The sequence below is a fragment of the Paraburkholderia acidicola genome (genome assembly GCF_002362315.1).
Lineage (GTDB): Bacteria > Pseudomonadota > Gammaproteobacteria > Burkholderiales > Burkholderiaceae > Paraburkholderia > Paraburkholderia acidicola.
The window spans coordinates 307,707-328,430 of the sequence record NZ_MTZV01000002.1 but is presented as its reverse complement, the minus strand read 5'-3'; the positions used below and the strand labels follow the sequence as shown (position 1 = coordinate 328,430).

Sequence of the window (20,724 nt, the reverse complement as noted above, 5' to 3'; positions counted from 1 at the left end):
CGCCAATTCTCGCAACCGGCGAGCATCGCAACCCATCAGCCGATGCCCACCGGTACGCCCTACACAAACCTCACCACTTCCATCCCAGCCCGGCATTGAAGCCCACCTGATTTCCCGTGGTGGCAACGCCAGCGCCCCATGACCAGCGACCGTTATCGGAAAGACGCTTGAGGTTGATCGCGAGTGCCCCGTAGCCCTGGTACCCGCCCACGCCGGCCCCGAGTTCGAATTCACCAGGCTCGAGCGTCGGCATATAGTTGCCTGCCAGTGCCATGCTCATGGCGATCCCTGCGTAAGCCACGCGCGCCACGTTGTTGACGTTGCTCTGCACGCCTTGCAACTGGGAGACGTTGACTGCATCGGTTGGGTTGATCCCCGGCGCCACGTTGGTAATGCGACGCTCGTTGCCTGGCGAACCGACAGATACGGTGTTGGCCTGGTCCGCAACGGAATTGGCACCCAGCGCGACCGCGCCCTGAGCCGTGGCTTGCGCACCTGCACCTAGCGCCACTGAGTTGTTGCCGGAGGCCAGCGAATTGGCGCCAACAGCGGTTGCCGGATCGGCGATGGCCTGGGCCTGGTAGCCGATTGCAACCGAACCCGCGTACTGCGAGGTCGCCCGGAACCCGATTGCGGTCGTATTCGCGTCCTGAGCAAGCGATTGCGAACCGTACGCGGTCGCCCCATTGGCCACGGTCGTGGTGGTCGCGCCATTGACCCCGGCGATCGTGCCCGCGCCCGCGCACAACCCGGTTGCCGTCGTATCCGTCCCGTTAGCGACACCGCAACCAGAAGCCTGCACAACCTGCGTGCTCGTGTTGTTGGTTGTGCGTCCCTGCGAGACGACTGCGCCGGCCGAATTGACACCACCGGTGAGCGTGGCGCCAATGGTGGCGCCGCGGGAGGTCGCGGTCGTGGATGCGGCGTTGATCGGCGCCAGCGATGTAGACAGGCTGGACAGGACCACACCGTTTCCACCGGCACCACTCGCGATGGCGCTACTGATCGTGCTGAGTCCGGTGCTTACGGTGGTGGACAGCGAATTCACACCGGTGGACAAAGAGCCGATGCTGGTCGAAGTCGACGACGACAGGCTACCGATCGCGTTGCTTACTCCGGTCGACAGCGACGTGATGCTGGTCGACAGCGAGCTGATGCCTGTCGAACTCGACGTGGACAACGAATTGATACCGGTCGATGTCGATGTCGACAAACTACCCACATTGCTGTTGGTCGTACTCAGACCCGTCGACAATGAGTTGATGGCAAAGGCCACGGATGTCGACAGCGAGGACACCTGGCTGACGTTGACTGCGTCGGTTGGGTTCACGCCTGGAGCGACATTGGTCAGTCTGACCGGTGTGGTTGCGCCGACTCCGCCGAGCGTCACACTGCTGTGCGACGGATCGTCGTACTGGACCGAATTGGCGACGCCGGTGGACAGCGAGATGATGCCGGTGGACAGCGAGCCGATGCTGGTCGAGGTCAGTGTCGACAGGCTTGTTACGGTGCTACTTGTCGTGCTCAGGCCCGTCGACAGGGAGGTGACGTTGTTGGTCAGGGTGCTGATGCCGGTCGAGGTCGAGGTCGACAGGCTGCCGATGCTGCTGGTGGTGGTGCTCAGACCGGTCGACAGGCTCGACACGTTGCTGTTCGTCGTGCTCAGGCCGGTGGACAGGCTGGTGATGCCCGTTGAAGTGGAAGTAGACAGCGAGCTGATGCCCGTCGATGTTGAACTCGACAGGCTCGCGATGCCCGTTGAGGTCGAGGTGGACAATGAGTTCACCCCTGTAGACAGAGAGCTGATGCCGGTTGACGTCGAGCTCGAGAGGCTCGTGACGTTGCTGTTCGTTGTACTCAAACCGGTCGAGAGACTGGTGATGCCGGTCGAAGTCGAAGTGGACAGCGAACTTACGCCGGTTGACAGGGAGTTGATGCCCGTTGACGTTGAAGTCGACAGACTTGTTACATGGCTGTTAGTCGTGCTCAGGCCGGTGGACAGGCTGGTGATGCCCGTCGAGGTCGAGGTGGATAGTGAGCTCACGCCGGTGGACAACGAACCGATGCCGCTTGAAGTCGACGTCGACAGGCTTGTGACGTTGCTATTGGTTGTGCTTAAGCCCGTCGACAGGCTGGTGATGCCAGTCGATGTTGACGTGGACAGTGAATTCACACCGGTGGACAAGGAGCCGATGCCGCTTGAAGTCGAAGTGGAGAGGCTCGTGACGTTGCTGTTGGTCGTGCTCAGTCCAGTAGACAAACTGTTGATGCCTGTCGAAGTCGACGTGGACAGCGAACTCACACCCGTCGACAGCGAACTGATGCCACTTGAAGTCGAAGTCGAGAGGCTCGTGACGTTGCTATTGGTCGTGCTCAGGCCAGTAGACAAGCTGGTGATACCAGTCGAAGTCGACGTGGACAGCGAACTCACACCCGTCGACAGCGAACTGATGCCACTTGAAGTCGAAGTCGAGAGGCTCGTCACATTGCTGTTAGTCGTGCTCAGGCCAGTAGACAAACTGGTGATACCGGTCGAAGTCGAAGTCGACAGCGAACTCACACCGGTCGACAGCGAGCTGATGCCGCTCGACGTCGAAGTCGACAGGCTCGTGACATTGCTATTGGTCGTGCTCAGTCCAGTAGACAGGCTGGTGATACCAGTCGACGCCGACGTGGACAACGAACTCACACCAGTCGACAGCGAGCTGATGCCGCTCGACGTCGAAGTCGAGAGGCTCGTGACATTGCTATTGGTCGTGCTCAGCCCAGTAGACAAGCTGGTGATACCAGTCGACGCCGACGTGGACAGCGAGCTGATGCCACTCGATGTCGAAGTCGACAGACTTGTTACCTTGCTATTCGTCGTACTCAGGCCAGTAGACAGGCTGGTAATTCCCGTCGAAGTCGACGTCGACAGCGAGGCGATGCCGGTCGAGGTGGAGGTGGACAGTGAACTCACACCGGTCGACAACGAACTGATCCCCGTCGAAGCCGAAGTCGACAAGCTCGAAATACTGCTGGTCGTCGTACTCATGCCAGTACTCAGTTGCGACACGGTCACAGCGTCCTGCGGCGCGGCACCGTCGGCCACGTTGGTAATCCGGCGCAACGCGGTCGAGCTGCCCACCGACACTTCCGACAGCGGCGCCGCCTGTCCGGTCAGATAGCCCGTCCCCGTCGGCGCAGCCGCACCTGTCACGCTGCCGGCGCCAATCGCGACACTGTTCGCATAAGTCGCGCGACTGCCGCTGCCCAGTGCCGTTGCGGTGGCCCCGGTGGCACTCGCGCCTGGCCCAATGGCTGTCGAAGATGACTGGGACGAAAGGGCCGCCGAACCAATCGCAATAGACGACGTACCCGACGCCGTTGCGTTAAACCCGAAAGCGTTGCTTTGCGATCCGGAAGCGGTTGCCTGAAATCCGATCGACGTTGCAAAACCGCCAGCAAGCGCTCCCATGCCGAACGCCACTGCAGCGGCTCCGCTCGCGGTCGTGTAGGAGCCGTATAAAGTCACGCCGCTCAGATTTGCGCCGTTTGCGTTACACCCGGCAACGGATGAAAACCCACCGCTTCCGTCGGCAGGAACGGCGCCTGCTCCATACGTGCGGCTGCCATCAGGTCCAGTACCCCCGGCGAAGCCGCAGTTTCCCCCGCCATTGCCTCCGGAAAACGTGAAGACCCCGGCATAGCTCGCCTGCGCCGCGCCGAGTAAAAGCAGGTTGACGAGCAGTTTGACCGACGCGGAACGCTTGCCTTTTCCTCGCGCCGAATCCAGCTCGGACGCAGCGACCCACGCACCCAGGGCTTCATTCCAGATAGTCCGATACGTCTTGTTCATTTTGAATCACCTTTCCGGTAGGGCTTGTCGGCGCAGCAAAATCTTTAAGTAATTGCCGGGGAAATCATTCCTCATGACAAAAACAGACACTGCGCGTCCAGATTTAAATGTGCGAACTGCATATCCCCGGGGTTACGGATTCTTAAAACAGTGAAATATATTTGTATGCAAAACGAAAGAAAATGGAAAATTGATGCGCGATCAATCTTAAGGCGCTATTTTTCGGCTCTCTGGCCGCGTCTCCAGGTTATGTTGCATTTGCTTGCATAACGGTTTTTCTTTTGGCAATTGGCACTTTAAAACAAATATTTATTCTCGAAATGACCGGTATTGTTCATAGTTGTTAAAATAATAAAGCGCTAAAAACATTGAAATTGCCGGTTATAATTTTCTATTTTTCCGAAGGTGGATCAGGTGGAAATCCGGCTAATAGAATGGATTTGTCTCCAGTCGGATGAGGCCGGCCACGATCTGACGCGCAAGGGGCGGTGTGTGCAGTGCGCGCTGGCGGCGCCGTGCAAAGAGTGTTCGCGAATCGAATGTGCGGGAGTGGAAGCGTTTGATCTGTGAGGTCGATTGTCCGACGGGCGGACTGGGCTCATTCGGCAGTGCTAGTATCGTCCGGCCCTCTGCGCAAATGGGAAGAGCCAGGACAGCCGCCGTTCTTCGCCTGAGAAACGTCGAAATACACGACCCTCGAAGGTCGTAAATCGCATTACCAAACATTGCCACTGGGTAGCTCGATGATCGAGACACGCAATCAAAACACCGACCCCGCACAGAAGATCCCAGAAGGATCTTCAATCGCAAAGAGAACCATTCTGATATTTGTGGCCGCTGTGGCTTTGGGGATTGTGGGTTTTCTCGGTTTTTCGACTGCGTTTTGCAAACAGCTGGACGGGATTCTTCCATGGACGCTGCTATTCGCCATACTCGTTCCAGTCTATTTGCTCAAGCAGATGTCTGCGTATGCTGTCGCTGCACTGGTCCTGGTTGTTGCCAGCGCGTTCCTTATCGCACGGATTCCATTCAAGATGACATGGGTGTGGTTTATCGGCGGTCTGTTTGCCGCCTACTTGCTCGTCGCAGTTTGCACGTTACTGGCGCATGCACACGGTAGCTGTTATTTGTTCGAGGGAATGTGACCACATAGCGGTGGGCACGATGTCGCATCCGAACCCGGCGACACCGACCCACATCCTTACGCAACAGTACCTGGCCGCGCAGACACCTCGTCATACCATCGCTGCAATCCGGTGTGCGAAGCCGGAATGGCCATCTTCAGAGCGTTGCTAGCGAAGTCGACCGTCACGAGCGTCGTAATATCCGCGGCTGAGAACTCGTCGCCGGCGGCGAACGGGATCGCCTTAAGCCGCTCGTCGAAATCGGCGAAGAAATCGGCGACACGCTGTTTGCTTCGTTCAACCAGTTCGGGAATCTGGTCGTACGCATGCGGACCCGACAGCGCACGACCTTTCAACCCAGCGACCGCGTTACGCACGCCCTCCATGACCGATGCGAAGCCGTTCAATTCTGCGCGGCGCTCCCACATCGTGACGACAGCCTTCGATTTCGCCGTGCTGCCCAACAACGGGGTTTGTGGATACGCCTCTTCCAGATAGCGCCATATTGCAGGTACTTCCGCGATAACGGCACCGTCGGCGAGCACCAGAGCTGGCACCTCGCTACGTGGATTGATTGCGCGATAGGCATCGGAAAATTGCTCTTTCGTGCCAAGGTCGACTGGCTTCACCGGAATGTCGAGTCCCTTCTCCGCGATGAATATGCGCACGCGGCGTGAGTTTGGCGAACCCTTGGATTCGTACAGCGTGGGGTGTCCAGCGATTGTCATTTGAGTCGTCCTTTATAGGGGGCGTCGAGATCAACCAGGAAAGCGATTTCCAAACATTGGTAGTCCACTTTTCGATTCCGCCTGTGTCGCTTCGTCCTGAAGCACATCCCAGTGTTCGGCGAGGCGTCCGTCTTTGATCCTGACGACGTCGGCGGCGATCCATGCAGCCGGCCGGCCCATACCCGAAAAACGGCCATGGATGATGACGTAGTCGCCTTCCGCGACGATCAGTGCGTGCTCATAGCGCAGGCTGTCGGGAACGCTACGAACCAGTTGAAAGAGACCATCGCGCCCCGGTTCGATATGCGCGCTGTGCTGGATGTAGTTATCCGACCAGAAGCGGGCGGCTGCTTCGTAATTCCGCTGATTGAAGAGGGTATCGAACGCCTGGAGTACAAGCGCTTTGTTTTGTTCGGGGGTGGTGTGTGACATGGACCGTACCTCGCTGGCACTTCGTGCAGCAGCGCGCTCGAGTGCCGAACTGTGAACGTTAACCTTCTGGACCGACGCCTAAGCCCACGCACGGTTCGCCTCTATCGAAGGACCGCGCCAGTAACACTCGCCGTCGGGTGAATTTCAACAAACTTATGACGATGGTGACCACAATCGTGTGGTTATCATGGCAACACCGTCTACCAATGTCAATGGTAATCACCATTGATCTATGGAAAAATGGCGGAAATTGACGCACAGGCGAGGAGAACAGTTCATGGGTGTCTCAAGACAGCAAGCCAGCGAAAACCGGCAATTGATCATCGACGCCGCAGAAAAACTCTTTCGGGAGCGCGGGGTGGATGCTGTGGGATTGACGGAACTGACGAAAGCGGCAGGCTTTACGCAGGGCGGCTTCTACAACCACTTCGAGTCGAAGGATGCGTTGGTCGTAGCCGTGATGAACCAGGCCATGGAGAACGGCGCCAATCAACTGGTCGCCGCGATCGAGCAGTCGAGAGCGATGGAGGCCGATCCGGTCAAACGCCAGATCGAGTGGTATCTGTCGCCTGGTCATCGCGACGACATCGAGTGCGGCTGCCCGGTCTCGGCCTTCGCGGGCGACATCCGGCGACTGGGCGACGAAGCACGCAAGTCCTACGCGGAGGGTGTCGCGTCGAATCTCGAGTACCTTGCCGATGCGCTTGACGGCACAAATAAAAGAGAACGCAGAAAGAAAGCGGGTGCCATCCTGAGTCGACTGGTCGGGACTTTGGTGCTGTCGCGTGCAGTTGTCGACGCCGATCCCGATCTGGCCGATGAAATATTGAAGGACGGGCGTCGCCAGTTGTTGCTTGATCTGGCTGGCTAAAGCGTTCTATTCAGAGCCCAGCGTCAGGCGCAATACACCGCCGTACATGAACGCAACCGTTCGCTGGACGCATGCTCTTCCCGCACAGCATCCGCACGCCGTTCTATCCACATCGAATCCCCGAACTCATGCGTGCGATAGCGATGCGCTTCCAGCGTCGCCGTGACGCGCGCAAGCGTCGGTGCATCGGCGAACGCGCGCAGCAGCGCGTAGTGACTCGAATCCGGCTCGTGGGTACCCGACACGATCACGTCGACGACGCGCAGCCGTGTCTGTGGTCCAATTCGCTGCGTCGCGACGCCATCGCCAGGATGCACGACACCGTCGATCGCCGCCGCATGTTCGAGTGCGCGCACAACGGTCGTGCCGATCGCTACAACCCGTCCACCGCGCGCTCGGGTTGTCTCGACGAGCACGGCTGTTGCAACCGGAATGCGATACGGCTCATCGAGTGGCAGACGCTGGTCGAGCATCGCATCGCCGGTCGATGACAATCCCGCTGCATGTGTGAGCGTCGCGAACGGCACACCGCGTGCGTGCAGCGCATCGAGCGTGCTCCAGTCGAGGACGAAACCTGCTGAAGGCGGTTCGAATGCGACCGGCTGTGCGGCGATCGGCGTCCATACATCCCATAGCGCAAGCGGGTCCGCCAGATGTGCGTACTGCACGGGCTTGCCGTGCGATGCGAGCATGCGCCACACCTGCGCGGCATCGCCATCGAAACGCAGTTCGACGAAGCGCGGATGATCGAGCAATCGCATGATCGTCGCACCGCTGGCACCGAATATCAGTCGGTCGCCCTGACACAAATCGGGCGGCGCGGCTCGCTCTTCGGTCCGCGTATGAAAATCGCCAGCACCGAATACGATCGCGCTGAAACGATTCATCGCATCGCTAGCCAGCGAAGTGCGCCCCGCAAGCCGCACTTCGATTCCAGTGCCAGTGCGTTCGTGGATGCCGTGCAGGCTGGCAGGCAAGGTCGCTGCATCGTTGGCGATCACGCAATCGCCAGGTTGCAGCAGATCGGCGAACGCAGTGCGCGGGCGCTCGTCGATGTGGCCGTAACGGTCGACGGTGAGGAGGCGCGCATCGCGAGGGCGTTGCATGGGGACAGTGGCGGCGCGCATCATCAAACCTTCGCCGATACGTCGACATGATGAGCGCCACTCGAAGGCGATTCACCCGACGCCCTCAACTCACGTAACTCACGTAGCGCAGCCTCGATTGCATCGGCCATCTCACGTGCTGCAACAGCGGGCGCTTTAAGTCCAGCAAGATCGCTATCCGGCACAGCGAGCGCATGCAGCGGCGTGTCCATATCGCCAGGATCGAGCGACAGCAACCGCACGCGCTGCGCAGCGAGTTCGAGATTCCAGATTCGCGTCATATGCCGCAGCGCCGCCTTGCTCGCGCCATAGGCTCCCCACGCCGGATAAGGCTCGATGGCTGCATCGCTCGACACGTTCAGCACGACCGCGCCACCACGCTCGCGTGCCGCGGCAGCCAGCGAACCGAGCAGCGCCTTCGTCAAGCGAAACGGACCGAGCAGGTTCGCGGCCAGCGCGGCTTCGAGATCCTCGCACGCCGTATCGGCAAGCGGTGCGAGCGGCACCGGTCCCAGCGACGACGCATTGTTCACCAGCACATCGACGCCGCCCAGCACGCCGCTGATCTGCAGCGCAAGCGGGTAGATGTCGTCCTTCTTCGCGATATCGCCGACCAGTCCGACTACTTTCTGCCGCGCTGCCGTCACCGCCGCGACCCGGTCCGCGTGCCGCGCGACGAAGGCGACATGTGCGCCGCGCGCGAGCAGTTCGTCCATCAATGCGAGGCCGAGCCCCGAAGTGCCGCCCGTGAGGGCGACGCGAATGCCTGCGAGGGTATCGATCGATGAGGTCATGCCATGCTCCGTGGTGGATGAGAGCCGCGCGCAAGCCGCGCTAGCTCGATGGCCTGATAATAGGAACGCGTCAGCGTTCAACCGAGCGCGATGTCCAACCCCTTGTCGGAAAGTCGATACGATGGACGAAACCGTTCCCCCCGCCGCAGAAGAACCCGCCGACGATCAAGCTCACGACGTCACGCGCGCCGCGCAGCATCTCGCGCGCAATCTCGTCGCGCTGCGGCACGCACGTGCGTTGACGCAAGAGGGGCTGGCGAAGGCGTCGGGCGTGCCGCGCTCGACGGTGGCGAACCTGGAGTCGGGCGAGGGTAACCCGTCGCTGGCGGTGTTGATGAAGGTGGGGGGCGCGCTCGCCGCGCCACTCGATGAACTGCTTGCGTCGCCGCGTGCGAAGGTGCGCCGCTGGTCGGCGGCCGAAGTGTCGGTGCAGAACCGCGGCAACGGGCTGACGATCCGGCCGCTCGTGCCGGAACCGATGCCGGACGGCATCCTCGAAACGATGTCCTTCATTCCCGGCGGTTATATGCGTGGCACGCCGCATCTACCGGGTACGCGTGAGTATTTCAGCTGTATCGACGGGCGCGTTGCCGTGTTCGTCGCGGGCGAGCGGCACGGGCTCGAAGCAGGCGATGTGCTGGCGTTTCCCGGTCACGTGCCGCATTCGTATCGCAACGAGGATACGCAACACAGTGCGTTGGGCGTGTCGATCGTGATTCTGGCGAAGGCGGGGGTCTAGTCAGTCGTCGCGCGGCGAATCTGCGGCGTCGCATGCTGCGCTGCGAATGACAACAAAAGAAAAACGCGGCCCGCGTGATCGGGGCCGACGGGAACATACCGGCAGTACGGATCGCGCGGGCGGTACAGGCTTAGCGGCGCGATCGCAGTGCACGCAAGTTAGTGCTTGCGCCGCATCCAGTCGAGCATGTGATGCTCGGCCAGCCAGTGGTGCGTCATGCTTTCGCCGCCGTGCTCGCGCCGGTAATTGCGCGATTCGAACACCGACAGTGCGATCAGCACCAGTACGCCGACGCCAAGACCGATCAATCCGGCGATTGTTTCTGCTTCCATGGCAGCCTCCTTTCGCAACGCGGCCATGCGTACATGGTAGGTCAGTTGCGGCAAAGGGAAAGGGGTGTGCCGGCTTGTCGTCGCGCATGCTGCGTTGCGGGTAGACTGCAGGGCCGCAGTCGTTTGTACCTGCGGCTTTCACATTCCTTGCTTCGAGAATTTATGAATCGCGCCGCATGGCTGGTCCCGCTGTTTTCGTCCCTGATTCTGTTCGTCGCGGGTTGCGCCGACAGTTCATCCACCGCTCATCGCGCGCCGCCGAAGGACCCGCCCGACTATCACGGCGTACCCACCGACGACCGGCCGCCAGCGATGAGCGCGCCATCTGCAGCGGACGCGCCGCAGTAATCGAGGACACTGCGCGAGGACACCGCGCGAGGACATAGTGAAAGGCGAAGCCCCGGCGCGGGCACGCCGGAGCTTCTGACCCGCGAGCACTGTTCGCGCGGAGCGCGCGGGCTGCGGCTATTCGAGCACGAATCGGCTATGCGATTTGTATGCGCTTGTTTCAAGCGGTAACTGGAATCTGCGGCGCCCCGTGGTGCCCCGTGGTACTCCGATATTGCTCAGGCGCGTTCCTGGACGCAGATCCACGGCGAGACCACGACGGCCCACAGGTTAGGATCGCGGGCCGCGAAATCGGCGGCTGTGTCGGCCTGGACGCGTTCGACGAGCCCCGCCGATAGCCACTGCGTGACCTGCTCGGTGGCGTCGCTGGCGATGGCTTCGGCCACGCTCACAAGATCGAGGTCGCCGGCGACGCGCAGCAGCATGCCGCGCGCAAAGAAACGTTCGAGTTCGGACCAGCCGATCTTCGCGGTTTCCGCGAGCAGTTTGGCGTACATCGGACTGTGGGAGGAGGCGGGCAAGGTCATAAGCATCAGTGGGGTTCGGACAGCGGTCGCTACTATAAACCATCGGCGCGCGTCGAAAACCGGTGGGTTGTGTCACGTGCATCGCATTCCGCGGATATTTACAATCTATTAAGCTGATTATTTAGATCGCTTTCAGAGGTATTTATTTCGGACGGGAAGACCTGAGGCGACGACTGCGGTCGTCTCGTGGATTCAACGAAGGTTCTCATATTGGTGTGCTTGCGCACGAATACGGGGTGATAGTAATCGCACGCCTGGATACTTGAATCGATTTAACGATTGTCGCTCCGGGTTGGTATTTGTCGCACCGTGCGATATTCAGCAAATGCCCACCACATAGGCCTCAGCGCCAGGCGGCATTAATAACAAGATGAAAATATCCTTGGCGATGACACGTGTGATATCGTGTGATTTACTGCGTTAATTTAACGATTTATATTCACATAATGCGTATTCCGTGCGCCGCAACACATTTTCCACACAATTAATCGATTGCGTGTGCATAGATGCGTTGTTAGATTTCCAATCGGCGCATGGTGAACCGGTCCTTTGCCGATATGCGCCGAACCCCCGTTAGCCCGGCCTCGTGCCGGGCTTTTTTTGCGCGGTGCTCGAGGGTCGCCCGCGGTTGAGGCTACTGCTTGCAGCGAATCACCATCGACCGGTTCTTGACGTTCGCCCCGAGCAGTCCGCCGAGCGAGCCGCCAGCGGTTGCCCCATTGTCGACATCCTTCGAAATGACGTCGTAGCCATAGGCACCGCAGGCTTCGCCCGCGCGCTTGTAGCATTCGCCCCAGTTGGAGCTGGCATCGCTGCCACTGCAGTTGATGGCGAAACCTGCCTGGCCGTCAGGCAGATAGGTGAGCGTCGTCGTGCTGGAGCAGCCGGCGAGGCTCGCCAGTGCCAGCGCGGCGATGCCGGCCGCGCAGAGTGCGGTTTTCATCGCGGAAGTCCTGATGTGGGACGCGGCCCGATGCCGCGTCCTGCCATCAATGGAGCACCGCACGACGCGTGCGGTTCCATTGCGGCATGACGACCGCTGGCAGCACGGCGCGTGCCCGGGTTCGTCCCGGGGTTCGTCCCACCTCGCGCTAGCGGGCCGGCAGCGCCCGCGACGGGTCGATCGAGCGTCCCTGATAGCGCAGCTCGAAGTGCAGCACGACGCGGTCGCTGTCGGTGTCGCCCATTTCGGCAATCTTCTGTCCTTGCGTCACCGCCTGGCCTTCCTTCACGAAGAGGGCCCGGTTGTGCGCATAGGCGGTCAGATATTCCGAGTTGTGCTTGATGATCAGCAGATTGCCGTAGCCGCGCAAACCGTTCCCCGCATAGACCACCGACCCTGCCGCCGCAGCGACGACCGGCGTGCCGGCGGTATTGGTGATGTCGATGCCCTTCGAGTTCTTGCCGTCGAAGGTTCGCGTGACCGTGCCGTTGGCCGGCCAGATCAGCGATATCGATGTGGTGGGCGCACTGACCGGCGCGTCCGCGGTTTCGGCCGGTGCGCTGCTCGAAGCCGGCGTGCGCGTGCTACCGGTACTGCCGCTGCTACGTGCGCTGCCCGCGGTGCTCACCGATCCGGCGGGCGGCGCGATGCGCAACACCTGACCGACCTCGAGGGCATCCGGATTCGACAGATTGTTCCAGCGCGCGATGCTCGACATCGACTGCCGGTTACTGCGCGCGATCTTCGAGAGCGTGTCGCCGCGTTCGACGCGGTAGTAACCGGGCCCGACCGGTGCGGAACCGCATGCGGCGAGCATCGTGACGAGTACAGCGGTAACCGGCACGCAGGCGAGCCGTCTGATTGTTGTTCCCAGCATTGGACCTCGCAAAGCGCTGCCGCGCGCCGATCCCGATCACGCGGCAGAAGCAAAACGTCCGATTCTAACGGTTTTGCACCCGGACACGCGAAAACGGCACGGGTGCGGCGGCGGAAGGTCAGTTGAGGGCAGGTCAGCGCAGCGCCTCGACCTTGATGCGCAAGGCGGCCGTTTCGCTGTGGCCCGGTTCGAGCCAGCGCAGACCGAGGCCGTTGTGAATCGCATCGGGTAGCCCGAGCCACGGCTCGACGCAATAGAAGTCGGAGTCCGGCGCTTCGGTCCACGTGGTGACCGCGTACCAGTCGAGCGAACCGGGGCGCCGCAGATCGATCGTTATCACGCGGTTCAGGCCGGGCGCGGTGAGCCGTACCGGCTGGTCCGACACACCCTCGAGGCAGTGGAAGCGATCGATGATGCGTGTCTCGTCGAGCGTATAGCGCGGCTCGCCGGGTTCCGCTGCGCTGATCGAGCCGTCCGGCAACTGGTAGCGGCGCTGCGAGGGCGGCAGCTCGAGCACGGTTTCGCCACGTTGCTCGTGCGGCAGCTCGAAGTAGAAGTGATGGCCCGCGTAGTAGGGCAGCGCGGTATCGCCGGTGTTGGTGGTGGTCAGCTCGACGTCGAGCGTGTGGTCGTCGACGAGCCGGTACACGGCTTCGAAGCGAAAGCCGAACGGATAGCCGGTGCGCGTCGCGGCGCTATCGGCGAGCGTCATGTGCAGGCTTTGGCCGTCGGCGGCGACGGTGGTATCGAACGGCAGATCGCGGGCGAACCCGTGCATCGGCACTTCGCGTACCGTGCCCTGCGCGTCGCGCCAGAAGCCGATCTTCCCGTCGACGCGATGTCGCGCGAGAAACGGAAACAGCAGCGGGTTGCCGCCACGGATTTTCGAGGGCTGGCTCCAGTCCGCGTGATCGGGCCAGTGAATGACAGGCTTGCCGTCGATCTGCCATGACAGCAGACGGCCGCCCGCTTGCGGGGCGAAACGGAGCAGGGACGCGCCGTGCGCGAGATCGACGGTGGGCGGGGGCTGGATTTCAGGCATGGCGGGCTGATGAGAAGGGGGTTAGAGGGCGTTAGAGGTGCGGCGTGCGCTGCCGATTGTGCGCTGCTTTGCCCTACGGGGAAACCCTCTCTGGGGAAACTGCGGGCGTGACGTGAAGCATCGGCTTACCGATAATCTGTCCAGTTGCCCGGTCACTCCTGCTGCCGGGCTGGCAAGTTTCCGGAGGCATCATGGATCTCGCAATGGCAATGGGTGTGGCACTGTTCGGTATGTTCACCGCCAGCACGATCTACTTCTTCTACCAGATCGCGCGTTAAGGCGAGGTCGAACCGGCCGCATTTTTGCTGGCCATGGTTCGCCGCGGCGACTGTCCCGGTCGCTGTCTGTCTTCGCGCTGCTCCGTTTTTCTGGCGCATTGGTCGCCACTCTTCAGGCCCGCCACTCAGGCGGGCTTTGTGTTTTCTGCGGCGTAACAATCGTATCGAGTTGTGCCGCAGTGCCGCAAATTTCCGTAAATCTCTGCTCAAACGCTTGGCGCTGTCTTGTGCGCCAGTCATAATCGGTGCGCTTCCGGGCGTCGGATCGCAAGATCCGGCGCGCTGTTCGTTCACACTTTCACCAAAGAGGGCCGTCGCGTGAGCTTGTGGTTTCTGATTTTTCTGAGCGTGTTGCAGGGCGTCACCGAACTCTTTCCGGTCAGCAGTCTTGGTCACACGCTGCTCGTCCCCGCGCTGTTCGGTATGCATATCGACGCGCATGCGCCGCAACTGCTGCCGTTCCTCGTCGCGCTGCATCTGGGCACCGCCTTCGCGCTGCTGTGGTATTTCCGTGAACGCTGGGTTGCGCTCGTGCGCGGTTTTTTCGCTTCGCTGGCAGGGCGTCCTAACGACGATGGCCACATGATGTGGGCGCTGATCATCGGCACGATTCCCGCTGGCATCGTCGGTCTGTTGCTGGAGAAGCGGCTGGAACACCTGTTCCACGATCTGCGGATCGTGGCGATCGCGCTGATCGTCAATGGTGTACTGCTGTGGTTCGGCGATCGCTTGCAACGCGCACGCGCACACCTTGCGCCTGAAAAGCTCACGTTCAAGCAGGCGTTTCTCGTCGGGCTTGCGCAGATCGGCGCGCTGATTCCAGGTTTTTCGCGCAGCGGTCTGACGATGATTGCCGGCAACGCGGCGGGCCTGACATCCGAGAAGGCCGCCGAGTTCGCGTTCCTGCTCGGCACACCGATCATCTTCGCGGCAGGTCTGCTCGAAGTGCCGAAGCTGTTTCATGCGCCCGGCCAGCTCGCCGATGCAGTGCTCGGCGGTGTGCTGACTGCGGTCGCGGCGTACCTCAGCGTGCGCTTCCTGATGCGCTATTTCGAAGGGCGCGGGCGGCTCGCTGCGTTCGGCGTGTATTGCGTGATCGCGGGTGCGTTGTGTCTCGGCTGGTTCGTGCTGCATCCGGCACCGGTGTGAGGGTTTTTGCCGGCGTGCGATCCCGATCGAAGAGCAACCTCGTCAGCGGACGCACAGTCGGTTAAAATCGCGGTCTTGCCTCCCCATAGTTCAACGGATAGAACACGGGTCTTCTAAACCTGAAATCGAGGTTCGATTCCTCGTGGGGGGGCCAAAGTCTCGCTGCATCCCGGAGACGCTCTGGTATGTCATGCCACCATGACCAACATCCACCACATCCGCACCGCGATGCTCGATCTCGCATACGAGGAGCGCGGCTCGCCCACCGGTGACCCGGTCGTACTGATGCACGGCTTCCCCTACGACCCGCGCGGCTATGACGACGTAGCAGAAGGACTCGCAGCAAGCGGGCACCGCGTCATCACACCCTACTTGCGCGGCTACGGCCCAACCCGATTCATTTCCAGCGATGTAATCCGCTCCGGTCAGCAAGCCGCGCTTGCCCGCGACCTGCTCGACCTTCTGGATGCGCTTTCAATTCCCCGCGCGGCGCTGGCAGGCTACGACTGGGGTGGCCGCGCTGCCTGCATCGTCGCGGCGCTCTGGCCGGAGCGGGTGCGTTGCCTCGTCACCGGCGATGGCTACAACATCCAGAACATCCCAGCCTCCGTCGTTCCAGCCGATCCAGAGACCGAGCACAGATTCTGGTATCAATACTATTTTCACGGTCAACGCGGTGTCGCTGGACTGACGGCAAACCGCGGAGCGCTTTGCCGCTTGTTATGGCGCTTGTGGTCGCCTTCATGGTCGTTCGATGACAACACATACGCGTGCACCTCCGCCTCGTTCGACAATCCCGATTTCGTCGATGTCGTCATCCACTCGTATCGGCATCGTTACGGCTACGCGCCAGGCGATCCTGCGCTCGAGGACATCGAATACCAGCTAAGCCAGCAACCCGTCATCGATGTCCCCACGATTTCACTGTGCGGCGCCGACGACGGAGTCGATCCGCCGTCCAAAACGGATAGCGATCACGCACATTTCCGGGGCCACTACGAGCGCCGGATATTGCCCGGTATCGGCCACAACATTCCGCAGGAAGCGCCCGCAGCAACGTTGCAAGCGCTGCAGGACCTGATGCAGCTGAGCCACTCGGCCTGAATGTAACCAATTGAATCTCCAGGTAAAAGTCGTAAACGCAATGTCAATTCTGGCTAAATGACATCGCCTTATCGCACTGGGCTACCTACTATGGTCCCGTCAGGGTGCCATCCGGTACCCATCGAGAACGGAGGTCGTCATGGCAAAGTGGCTCAGCCGGTTGATGCAACAACGCGCGCCCACGCCCGAGAAAGCGGCAACGTCGATGCTGGTCAATGCGCGCATGCAGCTGTTCACCGCGGAGCAGCGCGTGATCGATGCCAACATTCAGCTCGAATACTGGCGCGCACGCGTCCTGTTCCTTGAGGACGTGCAGACGCGCGGAATCCAGCCGTCGGCCAGCGTGGTGCCGAAAGTGATTGCGGACTTTGGGTCAGGCCGGACGATCGGTCCGCGGTTGGCTACAGGAAAGTGACCGACACGCTGACATAAAAAAAGGCAGCCGAAGCTGCCTTGCGAAAGTCCCGCCTTGAGCGGACTGCTGCTTATCGTGTGTCAACGCAATGCATCAAAGCAATGCATCAACGCGCCGTATTAATGTGCGATATCCAGCGCGTTCGTCAGATCGCCCATCGCCTTGCCGCCGTTCGCGACCAGCGCATTGTCGCGTGCGGTGAGTCCCGGCAATGCCGGCAGCGCGAAGCGATGCGTGATGAAGCGCACGATGGACGTCGTGTCGTACTGCGTGTGATCGATGTAGCCCTTCTTCGCGAGCGGCGAAACGATCAGCGCCGGAATGCGCGTACCCGGACCCCAGCGGTCGCCCTTCGGCGGCGCGACGTGATCCCAGAAGCCGCCGTTCTCGTCATACGTGATGACGACGACCATGTTGTTCCACTGCGGGCTCTTCTGCAGATGCGCGACCAGGTCGGCGATATGCTGGTCACCTGACGTCACGTCGGTGTAACCCGCGTGTTCGTTCAGGTTGCCCTGCGGTTTGTAGAAAGACACTTGCGGCAACGTGCCCGCATCGATGGCTTTGATGAACTCCGAACCGGCCAGTCCGCCATCGAGCAGATGCTTCGCGCGATTCGCCGAACCCGGCGCGAGATTGGCGAAGTAGTTGAACGGCTGGTGATGCGGCTGGAAGTTCGGCGCCGACAGATTCGCACCATAGATCACGCCCGACGTACCGGTTTGCGCGGCTTGCTGCGCTGCGCCCCATGCACCGCCGTACCATGCCCACGACACACCGGCCGTATTCAACAGGTCACCGATGTTCTGCTGGGTCTGCGGCGGCAAGGTCGTCGCAGCGCCCGGGTCCGCGAGGTTCGCGTCGCCGCCCGAAGCGGCTTTATTGCCGCTCGGTTGATACGGCGGCTGCATCGTGTTGATCGCGTAGAAATCGGGCGTCAGGTTGCCCGAGTTGACGTACTTCGGCGGGCCGCTCAACGCCGACGCCGGCGAATTCGTCGCGAGCTTCAGCGACACACCATCCGTATTCACCGACGAAATCGATCCGGCGGCGGGGCTCTTGTCCGCATTCGGATAGGTCGGCGTGCACGCGCAGACGAGCCACTGGTGGTTCAGGAACGAGCCGCCGAATGAACCCATGAAGAAGTTGTCGGCGAGCGTGTATTGCTGCGCGATCTTCCACAGCGGCAGCTTGTCCGCGTTCATCGTGTAGTGACCCATCACGAGGCCACCCGAGTCAGCCCACGCGGCGAACTTGTCGTTCTTGCCGCCGTCGATCTGCATCTGGTTCTCGTAGAACCGGTGATACAGGTCGCGTGTCGTCGCACTGGCCGGTGCGTTGAAGCCGTTCGGATCGTCGATGGCGAAGGCGGCGTTCGGCAGATTGGCCGTCATGGCCTGGGTGATCACGGGCGTGACGCCGGTCTGGGTGAGACCGTTCCAGATCTGCGGCAGCGTGGCGAGCACCGAGCCGTCGCGGTCGAGCTGCTGCGCGCTTGTCGCGCTCACGTTTTGCAAGCCGTTGGCGCCAGGGAAGTTGCCGTACAGGTTGTCGAAGCTGCGGTTCTCCGCATAGATGACGACGACGGTCTTCACCGCGGTGATGTCGGGCTTGCCGCTGATGTCGTTGCCGCCACAGGCGTACAGCCCGATTGCTGCTGCGATCGCGGTAAGCGTCGCGCAGATCAGTTTCTTGTTCATCGGTTTTATCTCTCTCGCGTTGGGGACAGGTCGATGCCGCCCGGCTCCAGGCACGGACGGCTGACCTGCGACGGAAGTGTCGCAGCGGTTTTTGACAGAGAGGTGTCAATAATTACTAGTAGCTTAAAGTTTGTGAACGTTTTGCTTGGGGTTTACACGCTAAACGCCTGGCGATCGGAGAATGTCGTAGGGGATATGTCATGTGAGCGACACATGAGTGACATACGCTCGCGCAGTTGCTCAACATATAAAACTATCTACTTATGCGGCGTGGTCTGGCGGGGATTCAAATGGAGCGGCTGGCTGGAGCGACGTTGCGCGCCGGCTGGCGAGGTGCGGCATGTCTGCCGCTGGTGCTTGCGCTCGTGGCTTGCGATGCGCACGGCCCGGACGGTAGCGCGACCGCCACGGCATCGGCATCGGGCGCCACCGCAAGCGGTCTGTTGCTGCCGGTGGCCGGCTCGGCGGCGTCTGGCGGCCAGACGCGTGCCGAGGTGTATGCGTCGGTTCGCAAGATGACCTCGGTTGGCAAGCAGCTGTTCTTCGACCCGTTGCTGTCGGGCTCGGGCAAGCTCTCGTGCGCGTCGTGCCACAGCCCGGACCATGCGTTTACGCCGCCAAATTCACTGGCCGTGCAGCTGGGCGGCGGCGATCTGCGGCAGCCTGGTTTTCGTGCGGTGCCGACGCTCAAGTATCTGCAGTCGGTGCCTGCGTTCAGCGAGCACTTTCACGACTCGGAAGACGAGGGCGACGAAAGCGTCGATGCCGGACCGACGGGCGGGCTTACGTGGGACGGCCGCGTCGATCGCGGCTCGGACCAGGCTCGCATCCCGTTGCTGTCTACTTTCGAAATGAGCAGTTCACCGCAGAAGGTGGCCGCTGCCGTCAAGGCATCGCCGTATGCCGCAGCGTTTCGCGACGCGTTCGGCGCGCAGATTTTCGATAACGACGATGCGACCTTCAAGGCTGTTCTTCAGGCGCTCGAAACTTTCGAGCAGACGCCGGAAACCTTCTATCCCTACACGAGCAAATACGACGCGTATCTCGCGGGCAAGACGCAGTTGACTGCCGCCGAGTCGCGCGGTCTGCAGCTCTTCAACGATGAGAAGAAAGGTAACTGTGCGAGCTGCCACCTGAGCGAGCGGGCGAGAGACGGCTCGCCGCCACAGTTCAGCGATTTCGGTTTGATCGCGATCGGTGTGCCGCGCAACCGTGCGCTCGCGGTGAATCACGATCCGCGCTTTTACGATCTCGGCGCGTGTGGACCGGAGCGCAAGGACTTGCAGGGACGCGACGAGTTTTGCGGCATCTTCCGTACGCCGACACTGCGCAACGTCGCGTTGAAGAAGCGCTTCTTCCACAACGGTCTCTATAGTTCGCTCGACGAGGTCGTGCGCTTCTATGTGGAGCGCGATACGAATCCGGAGAAGTTTTATCCGGTATCGAAGAACGGCGTCGTGCAGAAGTTCGATGATTTGCCCAAACGCTACTGGAGCAATCTGAACACCGACCCGCCATTCGATCGCAAACGCGGCGACGCGCCTGCGCTCGACGCAGCGGAAATCAAGGACGTGGTCGCCTTCCTGAACACGCTGACCGACGGTTACCGGCCACCGGTGCGATGAGCTTGATGTATCGCTAGCAGGGCGGGGCGTGGCAGGCACCGTGCTATCCTTTTTCGCACCTGGTCCGACGGGTTATACCTGTGCAGTACGGACCAGCGGCTCTCCCGCTACTCAGGAAAAGGACATGACGGTATCGAACGCCGAATGCGCGGCTTGCGCGCAACTGCCCTCGTTAATCTCAGCTCGCGCACGCTGCGCATCCGCTACGCCTGCATCCTGCGGCCCGTGCCGCCGATGAGCGCGCGTATCGTGTCGTGCGGCGTCGTGCTGCTCGACCCTGACGGCCGCGTCCTGCTCGCGCACGCCACCGATACGTCTCACTGGGATATTCCGAAAGGACATGGCGAAGAAGGCGAGGTGCCGCATGTCACCGCATTGCGTGAGCTGGTCGAGGAAACCGGCATCGTTCTGGGCGTCGAGCGACTGAAAGACCTGGGCCGTTTCGTCTATCGGCGCGACAAGGACCTGCATCTATTTGCCGCGCGCGCACGCGATCACGAACTCGATCTGAGCGTGTGCGTATGTACGTCGATGTTTCCGCGCCGCTCGGATGGCACGATGATTCCCGAGATGGACGCGTATCGGTGGGCTGCGCACGACGAGGTGGAACGGTACGCGAGCCGCAGTCTGACGCGGCTGTTTCAGACGCTGCTGCTGTTGCCCGAACTGCACCACACGTTGTGAACGCGCGATGAGTGCGCGCTGAATCGCGTCACGTCACCACGCTACGCGATTCAACGAGGCACGGCCGG

At 61.2% G+C, this 20,724-nt stretch carries 20 protein-coding genes and 1 tRNA gene; 10 read left to right on the top strand and 11 right to left on the bottom strand.

Annotated elements, in window-relative coordinates:
- Positions 1 to 70 precede the first annotated feature (70 nt).
- The gene (locus tag BWP39_RS32670) at positions 71 to 3,838 is read right to left on the bottom strand and encodes an ESPR-type extended signal peptide-containing protein (protein ID WP_133116820.1); all 3,768 of its coding nucleotides are present in this window, start codon (positions 3,836 to 3,838) and stop codon (positions 71 to 73) included.
- Positions 3,839 to 4,581: 743 nt separating this feature from the next.
- Here BWP39_RS32670 and BWP39_RS03540 point away from each other — a divergent pair.
- Positions 4,582 to 4,983, top strand: coding sequence for a hypothetical protein (locus BWP39_RS03540; RefSeq protein ID WP_096716976.1), 402 nt, complete (start codon positions 4,582 to 4,584; stop codon positions 4,981 to 4,983).
- A 56-nt stretch (positions 4,984 to 5,039) separates the two neighbouring features.
- On the opposite strand, the gene BWP39_RS03535 is transcribed toward BWP39_RS03540, so the two are convergent.
- Together BWP39_RS03535 and BWP39_RS03530 are read right to left on the bottom strand one after the other, a co-directional pair.
- Positions 5,040 to 5,690: a glutathione S-transferase family protein gene (locus BWP39_RS03535; protein WP_096716975.1), complete on the bottom strand. Its 651-nt coding sequence runs from the start codon at positions 5,688 to 5,690 to the stop codon at positions 5,040 to 5,042.
- 30 nt (positions 5,691 to 5,720) lie between these two features.
- Positions 5,721 to 6,122 (bottom strand): nuclear transport factor 2 family protein, encoded by a 402-nt coding sequence (locus tag BWP39_RS03530; protein ID WP_096716974.1) that lies wholly within the window; start codon positions 6,120 to 6,122, stop codon positions 5,721 to 5,723.
- 277 nt (positions 6,123 to 6,399) lie between these two features.
- Between BWP39_RS03530 and BWP39_RS03525 the strand changes: the two genes are divergently transcribed.
- Positions 6,400 to 6,993, top strand: coding sequence for a TetR/AcrR family transcriptional regulator (locus BWP39_RS03525; RefSeq protein WP_096716973.1), 594 nt, complete (start codon positions 6,400 to 6,402; stop codon positions 6,991 to 6,993).
- 23 nt (positions 6,994 to 7,016) lie between these two features.
- Here BWP39_RS03525 and BWP39_RS03520 read toward each other — a convergent pair whose 3' ends face one another.
- Positions 7,017 to 8,120, bottom strand: a complete 1,104-nt coding sequence (locus tag BWP39_RS03520) for an S-adenosylmethionine:tRNA ribosyltransferase-isomerase (protein ID WP_096718509.1) — start codon at positions 8,118 to 8,120, stop codon at positions 7,017 to 7,019.
- Between the two features lie 2 nt (positions 8,121 to 8,122).
- Complete coding sequence (locus tag BWP39_RS03515; protein ID WP_096716972.1) at positions 8,123 to 8,893, bottom strand: SDR family oxidoreductase; 771 nt, start codon at positions 8,891 to 8,893, stop codon at positions 8,123 to 8,125.
- 121 nt (positions 8,894 to 9,014) lie between these two features.
- Here BWP39_RS03515 and BWP39_RS03510 point away from each other — a divergent pair, with 121 nt between their 5' ends.
- Entirely contained in the window at positions 9,015 to 9,632 is a 618-nt protein-coding gene (locus BWP39_RS03510; protein WP_096716971.1) for a helix-turn-helix domain-containing protein, read from the top strand.
- Positions 9,633 to 9,790: 158 nt separating this feature from the next.
- On the opposite strand, the gene BWP39_RS31910 is transcribed toward BWP39_RS03510, so the two are convergent.
- Positions 9,791 to 9,964, bottom strand: coding sequence for a hypothetical protein (locus BWP39_RS31910; protein ID WP_170043828.1), 174 nt, complete (start codon positions 9,962 to 9,964; stop codon positions 9,791 to 9,793).
- A 162-nt stretch (positions 9,965 to 10,126) separates the two neighbouring features.
- On the opposite strand from BWP39_RS31910, the gene BWP39_RS03500 reads away from it, so the two are divergent.
- Positions 10,127 to 10,312: a YajG family lipoprotein gene (locus tag BWP39_RS03500; protein ID WP_096716969.1), complete on the top strand. Its 186-nt coding sequence runs from the start codon at positions 10,127 to 10,129 to the stop codon at positions 10,310 to 10,312.
- Between the two features lie 218 nt (positions 10,313 to 10,530).
- Here BWP39_RS03500 and BWP39_RS03495 read toward each other — a convergent pair whose 3' ends face one another.
- The 4 genes from BWP39_RS03495 to BWP39_RS03480 all read right to left on the bottom strand — a co-directional run bounded on the left by BWP39_RS03495 (position 10,531) and on the right by BWP39_RS03480 (position 13,701).
- Complete coding sequence (locus tag BWP39_RS03495) at positions 10,531 to 10,839, bottom strand: DUF2288 domain-containing protein (protein ID WP_096716968.1); 309 nt, start codon at positions 10,837 to 10,839, stop codon at positions 10,531 to 10,533.
- Between the two features lie 634 nt (positions 10,840 to 11,473).
- Positions 11,474 to 11,782 carry a hypothetical protein gene (locus BWP39_RS03490; protein WP_096716967.1) on the bottom strand — a complete coding sequence of 103 codons (309 nt, stop codon included), beginning with the start codon at positions 11,780 to 11,782 and terminating at the stop codon, positions 11,474 to 11,476.
- A 148-nt stretch (positions 11,783 to 11,930) separates the two neighbouring features.
- The gene (locus tag BWP39_RS03485; RefSeq protein WP_096716966.1) at positions 11,931 to 12,659 is read right to left on the bottom strand and encodes a peptidoglycan DD-metalloendopeptidase family protein; all 729 of its coding nucleotides are present in this window, start codon (positions 12,657 to 12,659) and stop codon (positions 11,931 to 11,933) included.
- Positions 12,660 to 12,792: 133 nt separating this feature from the next.
- Complete coding sequence (locus tag BWP39_RS03480; protein ID WP_096716965.1) at positions 12,793 to 13,701, bottom strand: aldose epimerase family protein; 909 nt, start codon at positions 13,699 to 13,701, stop codon at positions 12,793 to 12,795.
- A 596-nt stretch (positions 13,702 to 14,297) separates the two neighbouring features.
- Here BWP39_RS03480 and BWP39_RS03475 point away from each other — a divergent pair.
- The 4 genes from BWP39_RS03475 to BWP39_RS03460 all read left to right on the top strand — a co-directional run bounded on the left by BWP39_RS03475 (position 14,298) and on the right by BWP39_RS03460 (position 16,647).
- On the top strand, positions 14,298 to 15,128 hold the full coding sequence (locus tag BWP39_RS03475) for an undecaprenyl-diphosphate phosphatase (RefSeq protein WP_096716964.1): 831 nt from the start codon (positions 14,298 to 14,300) through the stop codon (positions 15,126 to 15,128).
- 79 nt (positions 15,129 to 15,207) lie between these two features.
- Positions 15,208 to 15,282, top strand: a tRNA-Arg gene (locus tag BWP39_RS03470).
- A 44-nt stretch (positions 15,283 to 15,326) separates the two neighbouring features.
- On the top strand, positions 15,327 to 16,232 hold the full coding sequence (locus BWP39_RS03465) for an alpha/beta fold hydrolase (protein WP_096716963.1): 906 nt from the start codon (positions 15,327 to 15,329) through the stop codon (positions 16,230 to 16,232).
- Positions 16,233 to 16,371: 139 nt separating this feature from the next.
- Positions 16,372 to 16,647, top strand: a complete 276-nt coding sequence (locus tag BWP39_RS03460; protein ID WP_091014693.1) for a hypothetical protein — start codon at positions 16,372 to 16,374, stop codon at positions 16,645 to 16,647.
- 119 nt (positions 16,648 to 16,766) lie between these two features.
- Here the strand turns inward: BWP39_RS03460 and BWP39_RS03455 are convergent, their stop codons facing one another.
- A complete protein-coding gene (locus BWP39_RS03455; RefSeq protein ID WP_096716962.1) occupies positions 16,767 to 18,347 on the bottom strand; it encodes an acid phosphatase in 1,581 nt (526 codons plus the stop codon).
- Between the two features lie 290 nt (positions 18,348 to 18,637).
- On the opposite strand from BWP39_RS03455, the gene BWP39_RS03450 reads away from it, so the two are divergent.
- Positions 18,638 to 19,972 (top strand): cytochrome-c peroxidase, encoded by a 1,335-nt coding sequence (locus BWP39_RS03450; protein ID WP_096716961.1) that lies wholly within the window; start codon positions 18,638 to 18,640, stop codon positions 19,970 to 19,972.
- Positions 19,973 to 20,206: 234 nt separating this feature from the next.
- On the top strand, positions 20,207 to 20,656 hold the full coding sequence (locus BWP39_RS03445) for an NUDIX hydrolase (RefSeq protein WP_096718507.1): 450 nt from the start codon (positions 20,207 to 20,209) through the stop codon (positions 20,654 to 20,656).
- Positions 20,657 to 20,724: the final 68 nt, after the last annotated feature.